Genomic DNA, 18,976 nt, shown 5'->3' on the forward strand with positions numbered 1-18,976 from the left:
CTCCAAACGGGGACGGACTGCGATTGAAGGAGACGGTTCATGCTGGAAAAATGCAATGTTTGCGGAGAGCCCCTTACGGCACACTTCACGGAGGTGCGGGACCCGCTGACCGGCGAGATGTTCGAACTGAAAAAGTGCCCCGCTTGTGGCCTGGGGCATACCGTGCCGCAGCCCGAAGACCTGGGTCCCTACTACGCAGGGTATTACGGCGGCAGGCACGGCTTCACCCTGCGCTACTGCATGAACCGGCGCATGGGGTTCGTGGGGCGGGCGGTTGCCGGTAAAACGGGTGGACGGCTGCTGGACATCGGGTGCGGCGACGGCTCCTTCCTGCTCACCGCCAAGGCCGCGGGGTGGGAGGTGGCGGGAACCGAGCTCAACCCGGACCCCGCCCGGCAGGCCGGCCTCGAGGTCTGGGAAGCGGTGGAACAGCTCGACCCGAGCCGCCCCTTCGACTGCATCACCATGTGGCACACGCTGGAGCACATGCGCGACCTCCCCTCCATGATGGCGAACATCGGCAAAGTGCTCAAACCCGGCGGCAAACTGATCGTCGCCGTGCCGGACTTCGGCGGCTGGCAGGCGAAGCTCTTCAAGGGGAAATGGCTCCACGTGGACGCGCCGCGCCACCTCTACCACTTCGATGCCGGCGCCCTCAAGCGCTGCCTTAAGGGGGGCGGTTTCTCCGTGGAGCGCGCGTGGCACCAGGAGTTCGAGTACGACCTCTTGGGGTGGTCGCAAAGTGCGCTCAACTACCTCATGCCGTACCCCAACGTGTTTTTCGAGGCGCTGGCCGGCAAACCCGCCAAGCACGGTCCCCTGGTGACGGGGGCGGGCTACCTGCTCGGCTTGCTGCTCACCCTTATCCTGCTCCCAGCCCAGTACGCCGGCACCTTCTTCAAACGCGGCGGCACCCTGATCTGCGTCGCCGGGCGCCCCTCTACCGCAAACCCGGCGGACGCCGCGGGAGTGGCAGCACAATGATCCGTCTTTTTTCCGATAGCCGTCTCCCCCACGTGGAGGGAGCGGCATGATCCAGGCAAACGCCGGCCTCGGCGGTTCCCGCAAAGAGCTGTGGATCCCGCTGCTCTTGATCGCGTGCCTCACCCTGGCCGTCTATTACGTCAGCTTTTCCAACGGCTTTGTCTGGGACGACGACAGCATCATCGTCAAGAACTCGCAGACCCTCGAGCTCAGCCACCTGCCCGATGTGCTGTTCTCCCCCGACGTGGTGAAGCCCTACTACCGCCCGCTGAACCGCGCCAGTTACCTGTTCGATTACTGGGCCTATGGGATGAACCCGCTCGGTTTCCACGCGGTCAACATCGCCATCCACCTGGTAAACGCGCTCCTGCTTTTCCTGGTCGGCTGCCGGCTGCTTCCGGACCGGCGCGGGGCCCTCTTTGCGGCCCTGCTTTTTGCCGTACACCCGGTGAACGCCGAGGCGGTCAACTTCATCTCGGCGCGCAACACCCTCCTCTCCCTGGGCTTTTCGCTGGCGGCCTTCCTCTGGTTCCTCGAGGCCAAGGGGCGCTGGGGGCGCCCGCTCTTTATCTCGGCGCTTTTTTTCTTCGGCGGGCTGCTCAGCAAGGAGACCGGGCTCATGCTCCTTGCCGTGCTCCCCTTTTATCTGCAGCGCTCCGAACCCGGGGCCCCCGCGGTCGGGTGGCGGGAACGGGTGGTATGGATCTTCCCCTACCTCTTCTTCCTCGCGCTCTACCTCGGCATGAGGAGCTATTCGCTGCAGGGGGTGGTGGGGATCGCGGTCCCCGCGGAGGGGCTTTTTGCGCGCCTGGCCCAGAACTACTACATCATCCCCCGCTACCTCGGGCTGCTCTTGGCCCCGTACGGCTTCACCATCTTTCACACCGTACCCAAGGAAAACCTCTTCTCCATCCCCTGGCTCTTCGTGGCCTGGGCGGCACTTATGGGTGCGGTCTTCCTCATCCTGCGCGGGCGTCACGCCGCGGCCCGCTTCGGGCTGCTCTGGTTCGCGGCCAACTACGTGCCAATCTCGAACGTCGTGCCGATACCGAGCGACTACATGACGGAGCGCTTTCTCTACCTGCCGGCGGTCGGGTTTTTCCTCCTGTCGGGAGCGGGGTTCTGCTGGCTGCAGGCCCACGTTGAGACCAGGCGCTGGGCGGCAATCGCTGCCGGCGTCATGGTGATCTGCTGCGCCGGCCTCACCGTCGACCGCAACCTGGACTGGCGGGACGACCTCTCCCTGTTCGGAAGCGCGGTGCGCAACAACCCGGATTCCGTGGGAGCCCGCTTCAACTACGGGACGGCCCTGATGGAGAAGGGGGACCTGGCGGGGGCGCAACGGGAATGGCAGAAGGCGCTCGCCATCGACCCCCAGCATACCGACACCCTTGCCCAGCTCGGCACGCTGGCGGCGACCCAGGGCGACCTGGACCGCGCCGAGAGCTACTACCGATCGGCCCTCGACTCCCCCTCGGCGAAAAACGCGCCCGGTGCGTCGATGGCCCATTTCAACCTGGCCAAGATTTACGAGAAGAAAGGGTTGCCCAGGGAGGCGCTGCGCCACTACCGGCTCTTCCTGGAAAACGTCAACCTGAGCTATGAAGAGTACCGCCCCCTTGCCGAGCGCCGGGTAGCGGCCCTGGGTGCAGCCGCCCCCGCCGAGGCGCACTAGTCGTCCTCTGTTGCACTGGCATCCGAACTGAATTGAAGAACCCTCGAATTGAGAAGATGACTAAACCTATCGTGGAGAGTGTATGCTGAACGGGAAAAAAATTATCGTAGTCATGCCGGCCTACAACGCGGAAAAGACCCTGGAAAAAACCTACAACGAGATCCCGATGGAGATCGTCGACGAGGTGGTGCTGGTGGACGACGCCAGCCGCGACCGGACCTCGGAGATCTCGAGGCTGATCGGGATCCACACCATCGTGCACTCCAACAACAAAGGGTACGGCGGGAACCAGAAGAGCTGCTACAAGGCGGCCCTCGACCTGGGCGCGGACATCGTCATCATGGTGCACCCCGACTACCAGTACACGCCGAAGCTGATCCCGGCCATGGCCTCCATGCTCGCCTACGACGAGTTCGACGCGGTGCTCGCCTCGCGCATCCTGGGGACCGGCGCCCTCGAGGGGGGGATGCCGCTCTACAAGTACATCGCCAACCGGGCCCTGACCCTGTTCGAAAACCTGATGCTCAGCCAGAAACTCTCCGAGTACCACACCGGCTACCGGGCCTTTACCCGCAAGGTACTGGAGGAGTTGCCGCTGGACCGCAACTCCGACGACTTCGTCTTCGACAACCAGATGCTGGCCCAGATCACCTACTTCGGTTACCGGATCGGCGAGATCACCTGCCCCACCAAGTACTTCGAGGATGCCTCGTCCATCAACTTTAAGCGCAGCGTCATCTACGGCCTGGGCGTTTTGAAGACCTCCCTGCAGTACCGTCTGCACAAGTGGGGCATCGCTAGTTCGTCGATTTTCTCTTAAAAAAGGGAGTCGAGTTCGCCGGGCCAATCTGCAAGGTGGGCAACCATAGTTGCGTGTGCCCTCGCGCTCAAACTGCCTGACAAAGACGTACACGGGGAATGTGTGGCATGCCTGATGAGGGAATTACCAGATACCGTCCTACGAAGCTCCTCTTTGCCGTGCTCCTTGTGGTAATCGTCTGCGGGGTTTATGGCAACAGTCTGCACAACGGCTTTGTTTGGGACGATCATGAAATAATAGTCGATAATCCCGTCAACAAAGACTGGTCCAATATCGGCACCGTGTTCAGTCAACCTGACGACCTGATGAGGGGGGCGGGAGTGTCCGCCCCCTTCTACCGTCCGGTGAACCGTCTCAGCTACTTGGTCGACTACCAACTGTACGGGCTCAAACCGTTGGGTTACCACGCCGAGAATATCCTCCTGCATCTTGCCGTGGTATGCTGCCTCTACCTCCTGGCCTTGCGCCTCTTCGGGGCACCGACTCCCGCCTTCGCCGCTGCACTACTGTTCGGCATCCACCCGATTAATGCCGAAACCGTAAATCTTGTTTCCGCCCGGAACAACCTGCTGGCGGCGCTCTTCGTTTTCCTCTCTTTTTTCGCCTTCAACCGTGCCTCAAGGACAGGGCAGAAAGTCTTTTTTCTGGTCTCCGGCGTGTTCTTCTTTCTGGGCCTACTATGCAAAGAGACGGCGCTCATGCTGCTTCCGTTTCTCTTTGTGTACGACTTTCCAACTCTCGGCGCGCTGAGGGGGAGATTGTGGGACAGGCTCGTGAGCACCTTGCCACTTATCTTTTTTGCCGGAGTCTACCTCGTTCTGCGAAGTGGGGTCCTAACCGGCAGTTCCGAGACGAGTCTCGACTTTGACCGCTTGGGCCACCGCATGTTGCAGAATCTCTTCGTGGTGCCGCGCTACTTGGAAAATCTGCTGCTACCGCTGCGGCTTAGTGTGGACTACCAGGTGCCATCAGAACTGAGGACTGCTGACTGGTGGCTTGCGCCGGTGTGGTGTTTGGTTGTCGCTGGTATTGTGCTTCTTTGGCGGACTGGCCGGCCGGTAACCCGGGGGGGGCTCGTCTGGTGTGCCATCAACCTTTTCCCGGTTGCCAATATAATTCCAATCCCGAGTGCCCCTCTGGCTGATCGCTTCATGTACCTGCCGTTGCTCGGTCTCTGTCTGGTAGTCATCGACCAGGGACTGAGGTATAGCAAGAGACCTCGAAAGCTCGCCTTGGGCGCAGGCGCAATTCTGACCATTTTCCTGGTGACGCTGACAGTCAGGCGGAACCTTGATTGGGTAGATGACAGCTCCCTCTTCGCCAGTGCCATAAAGGTCGCCCCCAATTCCACCTGGGGATACTACAACCTCGGCGTAGTGCTCTTGGACAAGCAGGATCTCGCCGGCGCGACGCAAGCGTTTTCAGCCGCCTTGCGGGTCGACCCGCTACACAGCGGTTCGCTCTTTCAACTGGCCAGCATTCAGATTAATGCCCAATCCTACCAGGAGGCGGAGCGTTATCTCCGGTTGGCATTGCAGGGAGATTCAGGCAACGTCGAGGCGCTTTTCAACCTTGCCATGCTCTTAGAAAAATTAGACCGTGGGCGAGAGGCGCTCCCCTTGTACGAGGCCTTTCTCGCCAAGGCCTCGGCCAAGTATGAGTCCTTGCTGCCGAAGGTCCGGAGCAGGATTGCACTGTTGCATAAGAAGTACGACTAAACTGTGCACCTGACCATGAAAATCGGAAGCCGTCAGTGGGCGTTTTTAATAACTCTTTTCTGACACCACAGGGAGATCATTTGCAATGAGCGTTAATCGCCGCCACATTTTTTTTCTACTGTTCGGCCTCTCTGGGTTTTCCGGCCTTATCTACGAGTCCATCTGGACCCACTACCTCAAGCTTTTTTTGGGCCATGCGGCCTATGCCCAGACTCTGGTGCTCGCGATTTTCATGGGCGGCATGGCGATCGGTTCCTGGATCTGCAGCAACTATTCCGCGCGCTGGAAGAACCTTTTGTTGGGGTATGCCGTTACCGAAGGGGTCGTCGGATTCTGTGCGCTGTTGTTCCATCCTGCCTTTACCCGGATTATTGACGCTGCATATACTACGATGATTCCTGCGATCGGAGGCCCGGTTGCGGTCAGCATTTTTAAATGGACGCTTTCCGCGCTGATGATCCTGCCTCAGTCCATTTTGCTTGGAATGACCTTTCCGCTCATGAGTGCGGGAATCCTGCGCCGTTTCCCTGATCGGCCTGGTCGCTCCATCGCGTTCCTGTATTTCACCAACAGCATCGGTGCGACCCTCGGGGTCTTGTTGAGCGGATTCGTCCTGGTGCGGTGGATTGGCCTCCCGGGCACCATCTGCCTTGCCGGGGCCATCAACATTGCACTGGCTCTTGTGGTCTGGTTCATGGTGAAGAGATTCTACTCCACTGTTGAAAATGTCGAGACCGATACTGTGGCTACCGCCGCACCGAAAGGGTGGGGGTGGTATCGGTTTTTCCTTTTGGTTTCACTGCTGACCGGCACGGCTTCCTTCATCTATGAGATCGGCTGGATCAGAATGCTGAGCTTGGTTCTTGGTACCTCAACTCACGCTTTTGAGCTTATGTTGAGTGCGTTTATCTGCGGTCTGGCTTTCGGTGGTTTGTGGATCCAGCGGCGTATAGATCAAGTTGACAAGCCGGTCCGCTATCTGGCTTGCGTACAGGTTGTAATGGGTATTCTGGCGCTTTCGACCCTCCTTCTGTACGGCAACACCTTTGAAGTGATGCAGTGGATCGTGAAAAGTCTGCCGAAGACTGATCTCGGATATGGTCTGTTTAACCTCTCCGGCAGCGCCATCGCCATGGTCGTCATGTTGCCGGCTACCTTTTGCGCAGGAATGACTCTGCCACTCATCACCTTTGTCCTGCTGCGTCAGGGACACGGGGAGCGGAGCATCGGTGCCGTGTATGCTGCCAACACGGTGGGGGCGATCATCGGGGTCTTCTTTGCTATCCACCTGGGGCTGCCGTTATTCGGGCTGAAGGGGCTGATCGGTTTCGGTGCGGGTCTTGACATTCTGGTTGGTGTGGTCTTGTTGTGGGGTGCCACCGATACGGGAGACCGTCGCCAGGCTATGGGATTTACCGCGGCGGGCCTGGCTGCGCTGCTTCTTACGCTTGGTTTCGTGAATTTGGACCCCTACAAGATGGCGTCGGGAGTGTATCGGTTCGGTACCCTCTTGAACCGGCAAAACACCAAACTTGTCTACTACCAGGACGGCAAAACGGCCTCAATAAGCGTGGTGCGGGATGGCGACGGCTCAATGTCCGTCAATACCAATGGCAAGACCGATGCCTCCATCATGATGCAGGGGCAGGGGGCAACCAGCGACGAATCCACCATGATACTGCTTGCCGCGCTTCCCATGGCCTTGAACCCTGGGGCACGTACTGCTGCCTCCATAGGTATGGGCTCCGGCATGACTTCCCATGCCTTGCTGGGAAATCCAAGGTTGCAGCAAGTCGATACCATCGAAATCGAAAGCAGGATGGTAGAGGCCGCTCGTCTATTCCGCCCCGCTGTGGAGCGTGTTTTCACCGATCTGCGCAGCAAAATCTACATCGACGATGCAAAGACCTACTTTTCCAGTCATAACAAAAAGTACGATCTTATTGTTTCAGAGCCGTCAAATCCTTGGGTTAGCGGGGTTGCGGGACTCTTCTCCGCGGAGTTTTACCGGCTGATCAAGCACCACATGAGCGACGACGCGGTATTCGTTCAGTGGGTGCAACTCTATGAAATCAACACCGACCTGGTTGTCTCCGTACTTAAGGCGGTATCCAACGAGTTCTCCGATTTTGCCGTGTATGCGCCAAATGATTTCGATATTGTCATAATCTCAAAAAAACGAGGGTTGCTTGGCGAGCCGGACCAGGAGATCATGAACCTGCCTGCCTTGAGGTTTGCCTTGAGTAAAAACAGCATCTATGGGACACAGGACATTGCCGTACGTAAGATCGGCACTAAGAAATTTCTCGGGAATTTTTTAGAGAATTACCCTTGTCGGGCAAATTCCGATTACTACCCGTTTGTGGATCAGAATGCCGCGAAGACCCGTTTTCTTAGTAGCAGTGCCACCGAATTGTTGCAGCTACCTCAGGTACCCTTGCCTGTCCTCGAAATGCTCCAGGGAGAGCCCAGGCGCTGGCGGGAAACGAAAGTTACTCCTGCGGTATATTCGCACAACAGCCAAGCGGCGTTTGCTGCCACGGCGCTTAGGGACTTCTTTCTCGTGGGGGACTTCCATGACCGCTACAATATTGTTCCGGATCAAGTCAAGCAGGACGCATTGCAGGTGAAAAGACTCTTTACCGTTTGCGGCGGCAATCCTGATCAGCAACTGGGAGCGCTCTTTGCCACGGCGATTCGCATGATCCCGTATTTGAGCCCCGAGGAACTGGATGCTGTGTGGGCACGATTGGAGAGCGGTCCTTGCACCTCCTCGCTGCCGCCCTCCACCAAAGCCTTAGCCTCATTGTTCAAGGCTACTGGTCGTCGTGATGCCCGCGCAATGAGTACCAACGCCAGCGCACTGTTGCAAAATGCCGACAGCATGACCCAGGGGACTGTAAAATACCTGTTAGCTTCGGCGATGCTTGGTGCATTGGCGTGCGGCGATGTCGCGACCTCGGAAGCGTTATGGTCTAAATTCAGGGTAGGAACTTTTGGCGGTAAGGAGCCCGACCTGCTGTACCGGTTGCTTGCCACGTACCGCGCCCTTCAATGAGGCTGCGCGTGTCCGAGACTAACTCAGTTCTCAATTGTTACGAAAAAAGGATAACGTATGCGCAATAACAAGATGCTGCTCGGAATCGTTCTGGTGGTGGTTACCGTGGCCGTCTTCCTGCAGACGACAACACACCAATTCATCAATTTCGATGATCCGGGATACGTCACGGCAAATCCTGCTGTGAAGGGAGGCCTCTCTGCTGCCGGCGTGGCCTGGGCCTTTACCTCAACGGCTATGTCCAACTGGCATCCGCTGACCTGGCTCTCTCACATGCTGGATGTTCAACTCTTTGGCCTGGAACCGCGCTGGCACCATCTGACCAGCGTGCTCCTTCATGCTGCTGCAGTATTTTTGCTCTTCCAACTGCTGGCCGGAATTACCGAAGCCCTCTGGCAGAGCTTTTTCGTGGCGCTTTTGTTCGCGATTCATCCGCTCCACGTGGAATCTGTCGCCTGGGTTGCGGAGCGCAAGGACGTGCTTAGCTGCCTGTTCGGGCTGTTGGCACTTTCCAGCTATGTCCGTTATGTTAAATCATCGGGGTATCGCTGGTACCTGGTGTCGCTGCTCCTTTTCGTTGCCGCCCTGATGAGTAAGCCTATGCTGGTCACGCTTCCCGTGGTGATGCTCCTACTGGATTACTGGCCACTGGCCCGCTACGTGCGGATGGAGGAGGCTTGCGGGGATAGCACGGTGTCGCGTAGAGCACCTTTCTTGCGCTTAGTTAGGGAAAAGATCCCGTTTTTCCTGTTTTCAGCGGCGTCCTCCATTATCACCGTGTACGGCCAGCAGAAGGGTGGGGCCATGGCTACCCTGGATAAGGTACCCGTTTTTGCGCGCGTCGAAAATGCCTTGATTGCCTGGATCAAATACATAGCTTTGATGTTCTGGCCCCAGGACCTGGCTATACTCTACCCGTTCCCAAAGCATCTGGTACTGTGGCAGGCCGCTCTCGCCGCAGTGGCGTTGGTCCTCATTTCCACGGTCGTACTCCGGTACCGGGTCCGTTTCCCCTACCTCGTCACCGGATGGTTCTGGTACCTGGTCACGACGTTGCCGGTTATCGGCCTGATCCAGGTGGGTGGTCAGTCGCTCGCCGACCGCTATACCTACATTCCCCTCATCGGACTTTTTATCATCTGCTGCTGGTTGCTTCCCGACCTCATGCAGGGATGGCAGCATCGCCAGGTCGTGTTGGCTGTTCTGGCGCCACTCGTGTTCTGTCTCCTTACCGCAGTCACCTGGCATCAACTTGGTTACTGGAAGGACGATTTCTCTCTGTTTCGCCACACCCTGGATGTGACTTCCGACAATTACCTGATCCTCAACAACTATGGAATTGCCCTGGATGCTAAAGGAAACCATTCCGAAGCGTATGGATATTTCGTGGAAGCGGTGCGGGTAAATCCCCGCTCGGCCATGGCATACTCCAACCTGGGATCCGTCAGCCTGGGATGGGGAAAGCTCGACGAAGCCATCCAAAATTACACCAAGGCACTGGAGATCAACCCCAACCATCTGCAGGCTCGCGCCGGCATGGGCAAGACGCTGGCAGCAATGGGACGTCTCGACGAGGCGGTCTGGCAGTACCAACAGGTATTGAAGATAGATCCCTCTTTTGCCACAGCCCACCAAAAGCTGGCCCTGCTACTTATGAAACTGGGCAAGAATACCGAGGCCCAATCCCACTATATGACAGCCTTGCAGTTGGAGCCGAATTCTCCCAAGGCCGCTCTCGACATGGGGATAGCGATGGCGCAGGAAGGGAAGATGGTGGAGGCGCTCGGGTATTTCGAGGATGCGCTTCGCGTTGCGCCGGCCTCGGTCGAGGCGCATTTCAACCGCGGACTTGCCTTTGTGCGGCTCAACAGGAAGGACGAGGCCGCGGCGGAATTCGCCAGGGTGCTCGAACTGCGCCCCGGTGCGCCCGAGGCACAGCACTGGTTGGACATGTTGCGCCAAACGAACTAGTGTCAAAAAGGGAAGCGGAAACAGGAATACAGAGTGTGGCGTAAAAAGTTGACATTGAACTTCTTCCTGCCCTATATTTCCCTTGCATGGGAGCTCATTGCCGAGAGAAGTGGGAATTCATCATGAAACGTACAACTTTTCACTACCTGTCGCTCGCACTGCTCTTGGCCCTGCTTACCGCCGTACCGGCCCTGGCGGGCGATTTGAGGGTCTCCTACCTTTACAACCTCTCCGACTTCAACGGCGTGCTCCCTTATGACAGTGCGCGGGTCGTTCTCGACGAAGTGAACAGCGAGTCGTTTGTGGTCTCAGGCGGCAGCATCGACATCTTCAATGCCAGCGGCATGCAGATTTTTCACATCGATTGCGATCGCGAACTTGGTGGTGTGTACGACGCCGCGGTTGACGAGGCGGGGAATATCCTGCTCCTAGCCTACAAGGAAGGGATCTACAGTATCGTGACCTGCAACTATCGTGGGGAGCCCTTTAGGTCGACTACCATTAAAGACCTCCCCGCGGAATTTGACGATTTCCGCCCCTCCCGGATCGTCTACCGTAACTCGAAGCTGTTCCTCGTGAGTCTTACCGGCATGCAGGTGGTGGTGACCGACACGGAAGGATCGTTCCGGGTGGGTTACGACCTGGCCGCAATGGCGAATCTTTCCGACCAGGAGCGTGCCGATACCGGACTCGGGGGCTTCTGGGTCGATCACAGCGACAACATGTATTATGTCATCTCGGCGCTGGGGAAGGAGTACCAGTGCACGCCGGACGGCACTACGTCGCAACATGGACAGCGCGGAAGCTCCGCCGGCAAGTTCGGCGTCCCGTACGGAGTCGCCACCGACAAGTTCGGCAACCTGTTTATCACCGACAAACTGCGCGGTGCTGTCATGGTCTACGACAAGGATTTCAAGTTCATCAAGGAGTTCGGTTTCCGCGGTCTGCGCCCCGGCAACCTGATCGTCCCCAACGAAATAGCGATTGATACGGTGAATAACCGGGTCTACGTCAGCCAGATGCGGCGCAGAGGGGTGAACGTGTACCAGGTAAGCTACGAGTGAAGTAAACCTGAACCGCTCGTGCCAAACAGAACTACCAGGGGTCGGCTTTATGCCGGCCTTTTTTTTGCCCTGCCAGGCCACTACAGCCATCCCCCGTACCCGGTCAGGCGAATCGCCCCCCGTCCCAACTATTCCTAAGGGTGAACCTTAAGAGCTTTAGCCTGCCAAAAGCCATGCATTGCCGGAAATTCCTGAAGAAACCTCAGTTACTTCACGGCACCACTCCTCCCAACCGAGAGCCTGAGAGCTCCAGCACGATCGAAAACCGCGCTTTCCCGGAATTCACCGGGGGACCTTTTTCAGCACCACCTAGTTATTTCACGCTGCAGTATGGCAAGGGCCGGCTTTACGCCGGCCTATGTTATTTGGCGGCAAAAAAACAAAGTGGGTGGTTTTGACTGAAAACTACGCAATAACAGGATGATATCTGTGGGGTGACGCCTCCCAAAGCACGCCCGGTCGGACCGGCAAGGCGGGTTGGGGATCCCCCGCCAGGTATCGGCACCCCGTGAATCCCCGGTCTCTTCGCGATATGGCCAGGTGTTTTGGCCAAAGCGCCGGTTAAATCGCCGGTGAGATCCGGACCGATTTCCGGTGCTCCATCGTAAGTCTCTGTAATTCAGTCTTTTCCGGAAAAATACTCAGGTTGGCATGCGGCGTGCTAAAGAGATGACATCGAAAGGTTAACGAAAGAAATTGGAAGTGATAGGGCAAGAAAAAGGAAATTTAAAAGTAGGTGACTGGAAGTCAAGCAGCAAGGTTTGAGTTTCAAGGGCAGCAAAAGGCGGCACATGTTATTCACTGCAGTTCACTTTCACTGGTAGTACCAAACCAAAAAGGAGAAAAGAAATGAAAGCAAGCAAGGTTCTCGTAGCCGCAGCACTGTTCACCTTTGCTACCGCAGGTAGCGCACTGGCATTCCACTCCGGCGGCGTCGCCGAGTGCGAAGGCTGCCACTCGATGCACAACAGCTTCGAAGGCTCCGCTAACGTAACCGGCATGGCTCAGTATGCATCCGGCCCGTTCCTGCTGAAAGCTCAGGACCAGTCCGGCGCCTGCCTCAACTGCCACAACTCGGCTGACACCGTGGGCAGCGGCTACCACATCTCCACCGACGGCTCGCTCGTTGGCCAGACCAAGCAGGGTCCGGTCGAACTGACCCCGGGCGGCGACTTCGCATGGCTCAAGATGACCACCACCGGCAGCATCCGCAAAGCCGCGACCACCTGGGAAGGCGATCGCAAAGGCCACAACATCGTTGCAGTTGACTTCGGCTACACCGCTGACAAGACCCTGACCGCAGCACCGGGCGGTTCCTACCCGGCAGCCAGCCTGGCCTGCTCCTCCTGCCACGATCCCCACGGCCGTTACCGTCGTTTTGCTAACGGTACCGAGGCTTCCACCGGCCTGCCGATCTTCGCTTCCGGTTCCTACACCAGCTCCGCAGCCCCGATTGACGGCATCTCCGCAGCCGGTGCATACCGCATCCTAGCCGGCGTTGGCTACCAGCCGAAGTCCCTGGCAGGCTCCTACGCCTTCACCAGCGAGACCCCGATGGCAGTTGCTCCGTCCACCTACAACGCAACCACCAACGTCACCGCAGCCGGCGTTGCTGACCGCGTTGCTTACGGCTCCGGTATGTCCGAGTGGTGCGCAAACTGCCACACCTCGATGCACCTTGATACCTACAACTCCGGCACCAAGGGCCTGGTTCACCCGGCTGGTAACGGCGCCAAGCTGACCGCTCCGATCGCCGCCAACTACGCAGCTTACGTATCTTCCGGTATCATGACCGGCACCGGCGCTGGCTACTCCGCAATGGCTCCGTTCGAGACCGGCGCAACCAAGTCCCTTGCCGACGTAACCGCTCTGAAAGCCTTCCAGGCTGCTCCGGTTGCTCCGACCACCAGCAACAACGTGCTCTGCCTCTCCTGCCACCGTGCACACGCTTCCGGCTTCGAGAGCATGGCCCGCTACTACCTGGGCAACGAGTTCATGACCATTGCTGATGCTTCCAACGCTGCTTCCTACGACACCAGCACCACCGAGAACAAGATCAACATGGGCCTCACCGTTGCTCAGCAGACCAACGCTTACAACGGCCGTCCGGCAACCGTCTTCGGACCGTGGGCACGTAACTACTGCAACAAATGCCACGCTAAAGACTAGTACTACCCTCGCTTGATTGTGATGAAATTCGGGGCCGGCATCTGGCCGGCCCCACCATTGACAAGCCCCGCTTTTTCGGAAGCGGGGTTTTTTTATGCCCTCTGCCGGTCTGCCGCCAGGGCGGGAAACTACTCGCGGGGACACTTATGAGTTTCTGAGGGTTTACCTCGGTTTTGCTGCACTGTTGCTTACAGGTGCTGGGAGGTGGCAGAGAAAGTCTTGCAGGCCAAGTATCTTAAGGCACGTCCGCTCTGGATCTAAATGGGCGGATCCTGACACCAGCACTTCTCTGAAAAAAGGTGATAACGCTCAGGTTCAAAATGTGAACGGAACCTAGTGGCACAATGAAGTCCACTGATTCGGGAAACGTTTGACAATTACTGTTGATATTGAGTAATATGTCGCAGCTGTGACCAGAGTAATTTCCCTTTCGCGCTCCACCTAGTATCACTGCCTGCCTTGAGGAATGACGCATTTGACGAATTCTAGGATCTTGACATTCCTGATGGTGTCTGCGCTGCTCTCGTGTCTGGCATCCGGTGCGAAGGAAGCCCGGGCATTTCATTCGGGCGGCGTCGGTGAGTGCGAGGGGTGCCACTCCATGCACAACTCCCAATCCGGCTTTCCTGCAGGGGGAGGCGGTGCCTACCTGCTCAAGGGAGGGGACGCCAGCTCCACCTGTCTCACCTGCCACCAGGTAGCTGGGGACACCGGCCCTGCCAGCTACCACATCAGTACGCCGAACGGGGAGATGCCGTTTGGTACTCCTCCGAAACAGCTTTCCCCCGGCGGGGACTTCGGCTGGCTCAAAAAGACCTACACCTGGTATGCCGACGTGGTTTCTCCCATGTCCACCAGCGCCGGCGACCGCCACGGCCACAACGTCAATGCACAAGATTTCGGGTTCCAGCAGGACGGCAAGAACCTGACCGCACCGGGTGGCGCCTACCCGTCCAGCGCGCTCTCCTGCACGAGCTGCCACGATCCCCACGGCACCTACCGCAGAAATCAGGACGGCACCATCTCCACCTCGGGCAAGCCGATCAAGGAGTCGGGCTCCTACGAGACCAGTTCCGCACCCGACGCGGAGACCTCGGTCGGCAGCTACCGGATGCTGGCCGGGACCGGATACGTCCAGCCGGGGATGACCGGCGGCCTGGCATTCAGCTACGCCCCCCCCAACGCCGTGGCGCCCAGCACCTACAACCGCTCGGAGGCCACCAGCGTCACCCGGGTCGCCTACGGTTCCGGTTTCTCCGACTGGTGCCGCAACTGCCATACCAACATCCACAACGGGACCTATTCCTTCAGCCATCCGGCAGCGGGGTTTGCCTCGGGCGCGACGACGGGGAACCTCGACGCGACGATGATCAACTACTACGACCAGTACATAAAGACGGGCGATCTCTCCGGGACCGCCGCCAACGCCTACTTCTCGCTGGTCCCCTTCGAGGTCGGATCCCAGAACTACGGCATCCTCAAGTCGATCGTGACCACTACCCCGACCAAGGGGCCCGATCTGGCCGACGGCACCCCAGCGGTCATGTGCCTCTCCTGCCACCGCGCCCATGCGAGCGGCTGGGACTACGGCATGAGGTGGAACACCAAGACCAGCCAGATCACCTCCAACGGGAAATACTCCCAGGAGACTCTCCTGTATCAACCCTTCGGACAGGGAAGAACCGAGGCCGAGGCCCTGCAGGCGTACTACCAGACCCCGGCGGTCAAGTTCGACCCCAACCAGCAGGGGCTCTGCTACAAGTGCCATGCGACCCTCCCCCAGTAACGTGAAAGGCGTGCCATGCGGTTGAACCTTTTTCTAGTGCTCGTCATCGTCGCGCTCTGTACCGGCTGCCAAGCCTCGCGCGTCGTCGTGAAGCAGCCGTTGAACAGCGACGGGGAGGTCTACCTCTACCTGCAGCCGTTGCCGCAGGAAGCGGGGAAGCTGCGCTTCGAGCTGGCAGCGGTCTCGGCTTTGCGCAACGACGGGGTCGAAGTGCCGCTCACGCTGGTTCGGGCCCCCTACAGCGGCAGCGGCCCCCAGCGCCAGGTGCTGGTCGCCAGCGGCGTGCTTGCGCCGGGGCGCTACCGCGGGATCTACTTCAAGGCGAAAAACGCCTTCCTGCAGCAGCAGGAGGGGGAGGCCGCACTGCCCGTGGCCGGCAACCAGGAACTCGCCGAGCTCCCCTTCGACGTGGTCCGGCAAAAGGCGCGGGTCCTGTCGCTCTCCTTCAAGTTCGCCGAATCTCTGGGCGCGAAGGGCGCGTTTCGCCCCGTGTTCTCCCTCTTCTTCCCGGAAAGGCCCCCGGTCAACCTGACCGGCTACGCGACCAACTTCGCCTCCAACAGCGTGACCGTGTTCGACAAGAGGTCGGGCGAGGTCCGGCACGTGGTCCCGACCGGGCAGGGGCCCAGGGCCGTCCTGTTCGACCGCAGCCGCCTGCTTGCCTATGTGGTCGTCTCCGGCGAGAACGTGGTCGAGGTCGTCGACATCTCCTCGCACGAGCTCATCAGGAAGATACGGCTTAACAACGGCGATGCACCGAGCGAGGCGGTCCTCACCCCCGACGCCAAGACGCTGCTGGTCGCCAACACCGGGTCCAACTCGGTGAGCATCATCGACCCGACCTCGAACTTCGAGACCACCCGGCTCAACGTCGGCAACATGCCGCGCTCGATCATCCTCGATCCCGCCGGCAGAAAAGCCTACGTGTTCAACACCTTCTCCAACAACATAACGGTCATCGACGTCATAAGCCGCAGTGTGGCCGCCACCCTGAACACCGAGGCGAGCCCGGTGCGGGGCGATTTCAACCGGCGCGGTGACAAGCTCTACGTCTTTTGCCAGTGGTCCCCGTACGTTTTCATCTACGACACCACCTCCTATGCCATCACCAAAAGGCTCTACGCAGGGATGGGGATCAGCGCCATCAAGGTGGACGGCGTGACGGACCGGCTCTACGTGGCCAAGACCGGCAGCCGGCTGGTCGACATCTACGACCCGTTTTCCCCCATCCCGATGGACTCGCTCGAGGTGGCCGGCTGGCCCGGCTATTTCCTGATCGACGCCGAGGAGAACAACCTGCTGATGGTACTGCCAGAGCAAAACGCCGTGCAGAGCGTGAACCTCGTGAGTAAAAAGGGTCGTTTCCTCTTCGATACGGGATCTGCCCCCTTCTGGTCAACCATCATGGGCGAGAGGTAGGACAGACCGTGCCTGAACGGAAACAGACATCATGCGCAGCGAAGCGCAGGCAGCTGCTGCCGATACTCCTGCTCCCCGTGCTTTTGGCGCCCCTGTGCCCCGGCACGGCCCGGGCCGACGGGATCGGCGGCTACCTGGAGTACATCTACGGAAACTCCACTTACAACATCAAGGACATCTCCGGGGTGGCCTCGAACACCAAGAACTCCAGTTTTCTGCAGCGCTACAACCTTGCCCTGGACAAGACGATCTACCCGATGCTGGTGTTCTCTGCGGGTGGACTCTACGAAAACACCGACGCCCACGCCACGACGGACGGGATCAGTAGCAACTCCTCTACAACCAGGTTGAGCCCCTTTGCCGACCTGTCGCTGAAAAACAATTTCCTTTCCGGGGGGGTCGGCTACCGGAGAAGGGAAGAATCGGCAACGAGTAACGGCCTTTCGACCCCGAAACTGATCCGCAACGAGTACACGGCGAACCTGGGCTGGCGCCCTGCGGGGCTCCCCACCTTCAGCCTTTTCTACACGAAGCGGGATTTCTACGACGAGCAGCACCTCTCCCAGGACCTGCAGTCCCAGAACTACACCTGGACCTCGACCTTCCGGGACCTCAAGGGTCTGGAGCTGAACTACAGCGGGAGCTACAGCCAGGACCAGAACAACCTGCTCCAGTCGGAAACCACGAGCCTCACCAACTCGGGGCGCATCGCCTACTCGGGATCGTACTGGGCAAACCGGGTCATCTTCCACTCGGGTTACAGTTTCGCCCTGCAGAACTCGACTATCGCCTCCCACGGGAGCGCCGGGACCCTGTTCACCCCCCAAGTGGTGCAGAACCAGCTTTTCGCAACCACTCCCGACAACACTGTCGTGCCGCCTACCACGGTGCTCACCGGGGCGCTGACGGCGGTGCAGAGTTTCCCCGCGTTGAACCTGGTGCTCCCCCAAAACACGGTCCCCCCGCCGGTTCTGAAGCAGAACAACGTGGGACTTTCCTTTGCGAGCCCGACCACGCTCAGTACGCTGTTTCTCTCGGTCACCTCGAAAGGCGCCGCGCCGTCGACCAACAGTCTGAACCAACTCGCCGGCAACTTCACCTGGGAGGTGTACACCAGTACCGACGGGGTGACCTGGAACAACCGGTTGGTTCCCACGGTGACGGCGAGTCTGAACCCGTCGAATCCCGGGGGGAGCGAATCCGGCTTCCTTTTGAGCTTTCCCACGACGACTGCCCAGTATGTCAAGGTGGTGGAGACCCCGGCACAGATCCCGATCTCAACGATCATTCCCGCCGACATCGACGCGGGGAGCATCCTTTTGAGCAGGCTGCAGTCCTTCACCCTAGTGCAGGGTAAGGCGGGGGCCTCCTTGAGCTCCTCGAACATAAGCGGCGTCCTGGACGCGAGCGCCAGGGTTATGCTGCTTGAGGCCATCAACCTTTCCTACGACTTCAGCTTCGTCATGAGCCACAGCAAGTCGGACCAGTCCTCCCTCGCGACGACCTACCTCATGAGCAACGGGGTATCCTTTGCGAATCGGCTCAACGAGATTTTCACCACCAACGGCCGGGTGGCGGAGGACTTCAGCATGGATGCCCAGAGTAACGTGAGGAACTCCATCTCCTACAGCGCGGGGCTCAACGCGACCCCGCTCCCCACCTTGAGCCACACCCTGGTCTACGGCGGGCGGGCGGACATCTCCAGTGCCGGTACCTCCCTCAACAACTCGGTGTACTTCAACAACTCGGCGTCCCTCTACCGGGGGCTTTCGCTGAACGTGGGGGCCGGCTACAGCACCACGAACGACGCCCAAGGGGGGGAGACCCACAGCGTCTCTTTTACCACCGGCCTGGACATGGTCCCCAACAAGGACGTCACCCTGGGGGTGAGCTACCAGGACTCTACGGCGGAACACACCGGAGGGGGACAGCCGTCGGCCACCTCCTTCATCCGCAGTGCCGCAGTATCGGCGACCTACCGCCCCTTCGCCGCCGTCTACCTGGTGGGGGGGTACAGCATCTACATGCAAAACGACCGTCCCAACGTGACGCTCATCAACTACGGCGTGAACTGGTCGCCTTTTTCCGGCGGGGACCTCCAGTTAAGCACCAACTACACCGAATCGCTCACCTCGACGGGGAACGAAAAGGTCACCACCTATGGGCCCAGCCTGCGCTGGAACATCAGGTCGGGTTCCTCGCTGGACCTGTCCTACAACAGACAAAAATCGGTAAGCGATTTCTCGGGTACCACGGACGTCAACTCGTTTTCGGCCCAACTGCGAATCGCACTCTAAGTTTTCGGGGGAGAC

At 59.1% G+C, this 18,976-nt stretch carries 11 protein-coding genes; all 11 read left to right on the forward strand.

Annotated features, from left to right (window positions below; all coding sequences use genetic code 11):
• Positions 1–39: 39 nt before the first annotated feature.
• The 11 genes from GMST_RS14955 to GMST_RS15005 all read left to right on the forward strand — a co-directional run bounded on the left by GMST_RS14955 (position 40) and on the right by GMST_RS15005 (position 18,961).
• Positions 40–984, forward strand: coding sequence for a class I SAM-dependent methyltransferase (locus GMST_RS14955; RefSeq protein WP_183355497.1), 945 nt, complete (start codon positions 40–42; stop codon positions 982–984).
• A 46-nt stretch (positions 985–1,030) separates the two neighbouring features.
• Positions 1,031–2,659, forward strand: coding sequence for a tetratricopeptide repeat protein (locus tag GMST_RS14960; protein ID WP_183355498.1), 1,629 nt, complete (start codon positions 1,031–1,033; stop codon positions 2,657–2,659).
• An 82-nt stretch (positions 2,660–2,741) separates the two neighbouring features.
• Positions 2,742–3,479, forward strand: coding sequence for a glycosyltransferase family 2 protein (locus GMST_RS14965; RefSeq protein ID WP_183355499.1), 738 nt, complete (start codon positions 2,742–2,744; stop codon positions 3,477–3,479).
• Between the two features lie 107 nt (positions 3,480–3,586).
• The gene (locus tag GMST_RS14970; RefSeq protein ID WP_183355500.1) at positions 3,587–5,197 is read left to right on the forward strand and encodes a glycosyltransferase family 39 protein; all 1,611 of its coding nucleotides are present in this window, start codon (positions 3,587–3,589) and stop codon (positions 5,195–5,197) included.
• Between the two features lie 85 nt (positions 5,198–5,282).
• Entirely contained in the window at positions 5,283–8,255 is a 2,973-nt protein-coding gene (locus GMST_RS14975) for a fused MFS/spermidine synthase (RefSeq protein ID WP_183355501.1), read from the forward strand.
• A 57-nt stretch (positions 8,256–8,312) separates the two neighbouring features.
• Positions 8,313–10,226 (forward strand): tetratricopeptide repeat protein, encoded by a 1,914-nt coding sequence (locus tag GMST_RS14980; protein ID WP_183355502.1) that lies wholly within the window; start codon positions 8,313–8,315, stop codon positions 10,224–10,226.
• 122 nt (positions 10,227–10,348) lie between these two features.
• Positions 10,349–11,290: a 6-bladed beta-propeller gene (locus tag GMST_RS14985; protein ID WP_183355503.1), complete on the forward strand. Its 942-nt coding sequence runs from the start codon at positions 10,349–10,351 to the stop codon at positions 11,288–11,290.
• Between the two features lie 849 nt (positions 11,291–12,139).
• Positions 12,140–13,459, forward strand: a complete 1,320-nt coding sequence (locus GMST_RS14990; protein ID WP_183355504.1) for a cytochrome C — start codon at positions 12,140–12,142, stop codon at positions 13,457–13,459.
• 601 nt (positions 13,460–14,060) lie between these two features.
• Entirely contained in the window at positions 14,061–15,245 is a 1,185-nt protein-coding gene (locus GMST_RS14995) for a cytochrome C (RefSeq protein WP_183355505.1), read from the forward strand.
• Positions 15,246–15,260: 15 nt separating this feature from the next.
• Positions 15,261–16,664, forward strand: a complete 1,404-nt coding sequence (locus GMST_RS15000) for a YncE family protein (RefSeq protein WP_183355506.1) — start codon at positions 15,261–15,263, stop codon at positions 16,662–16,664.
• An 8-nt stretch (positions 16,665–16,672) separates the two neighbouring features.
• Positions 16,673–18,961 carry a hypothetical protein gene (locus GMST_RS15005; protein WP_183355507.1) on the forward strand — a complete coding sequence of 763 codons (2,289 nt, stop codon included), beginning with the start codon at positions 16,673–16,675 and terminating at the stop codon, positions 18,959–18,961.
• Positions 18,962–18,976 lie beyond the last annotated feature (15 nt).

The organism is Geomonas silvestris (assembly GCF_014193515.1).
GTDB lineage: Bacteria > Desulfobacterota > Desulfuromonadia > Geobacterales > Geobacteraceae > Geomonas > Geomonas silvestris.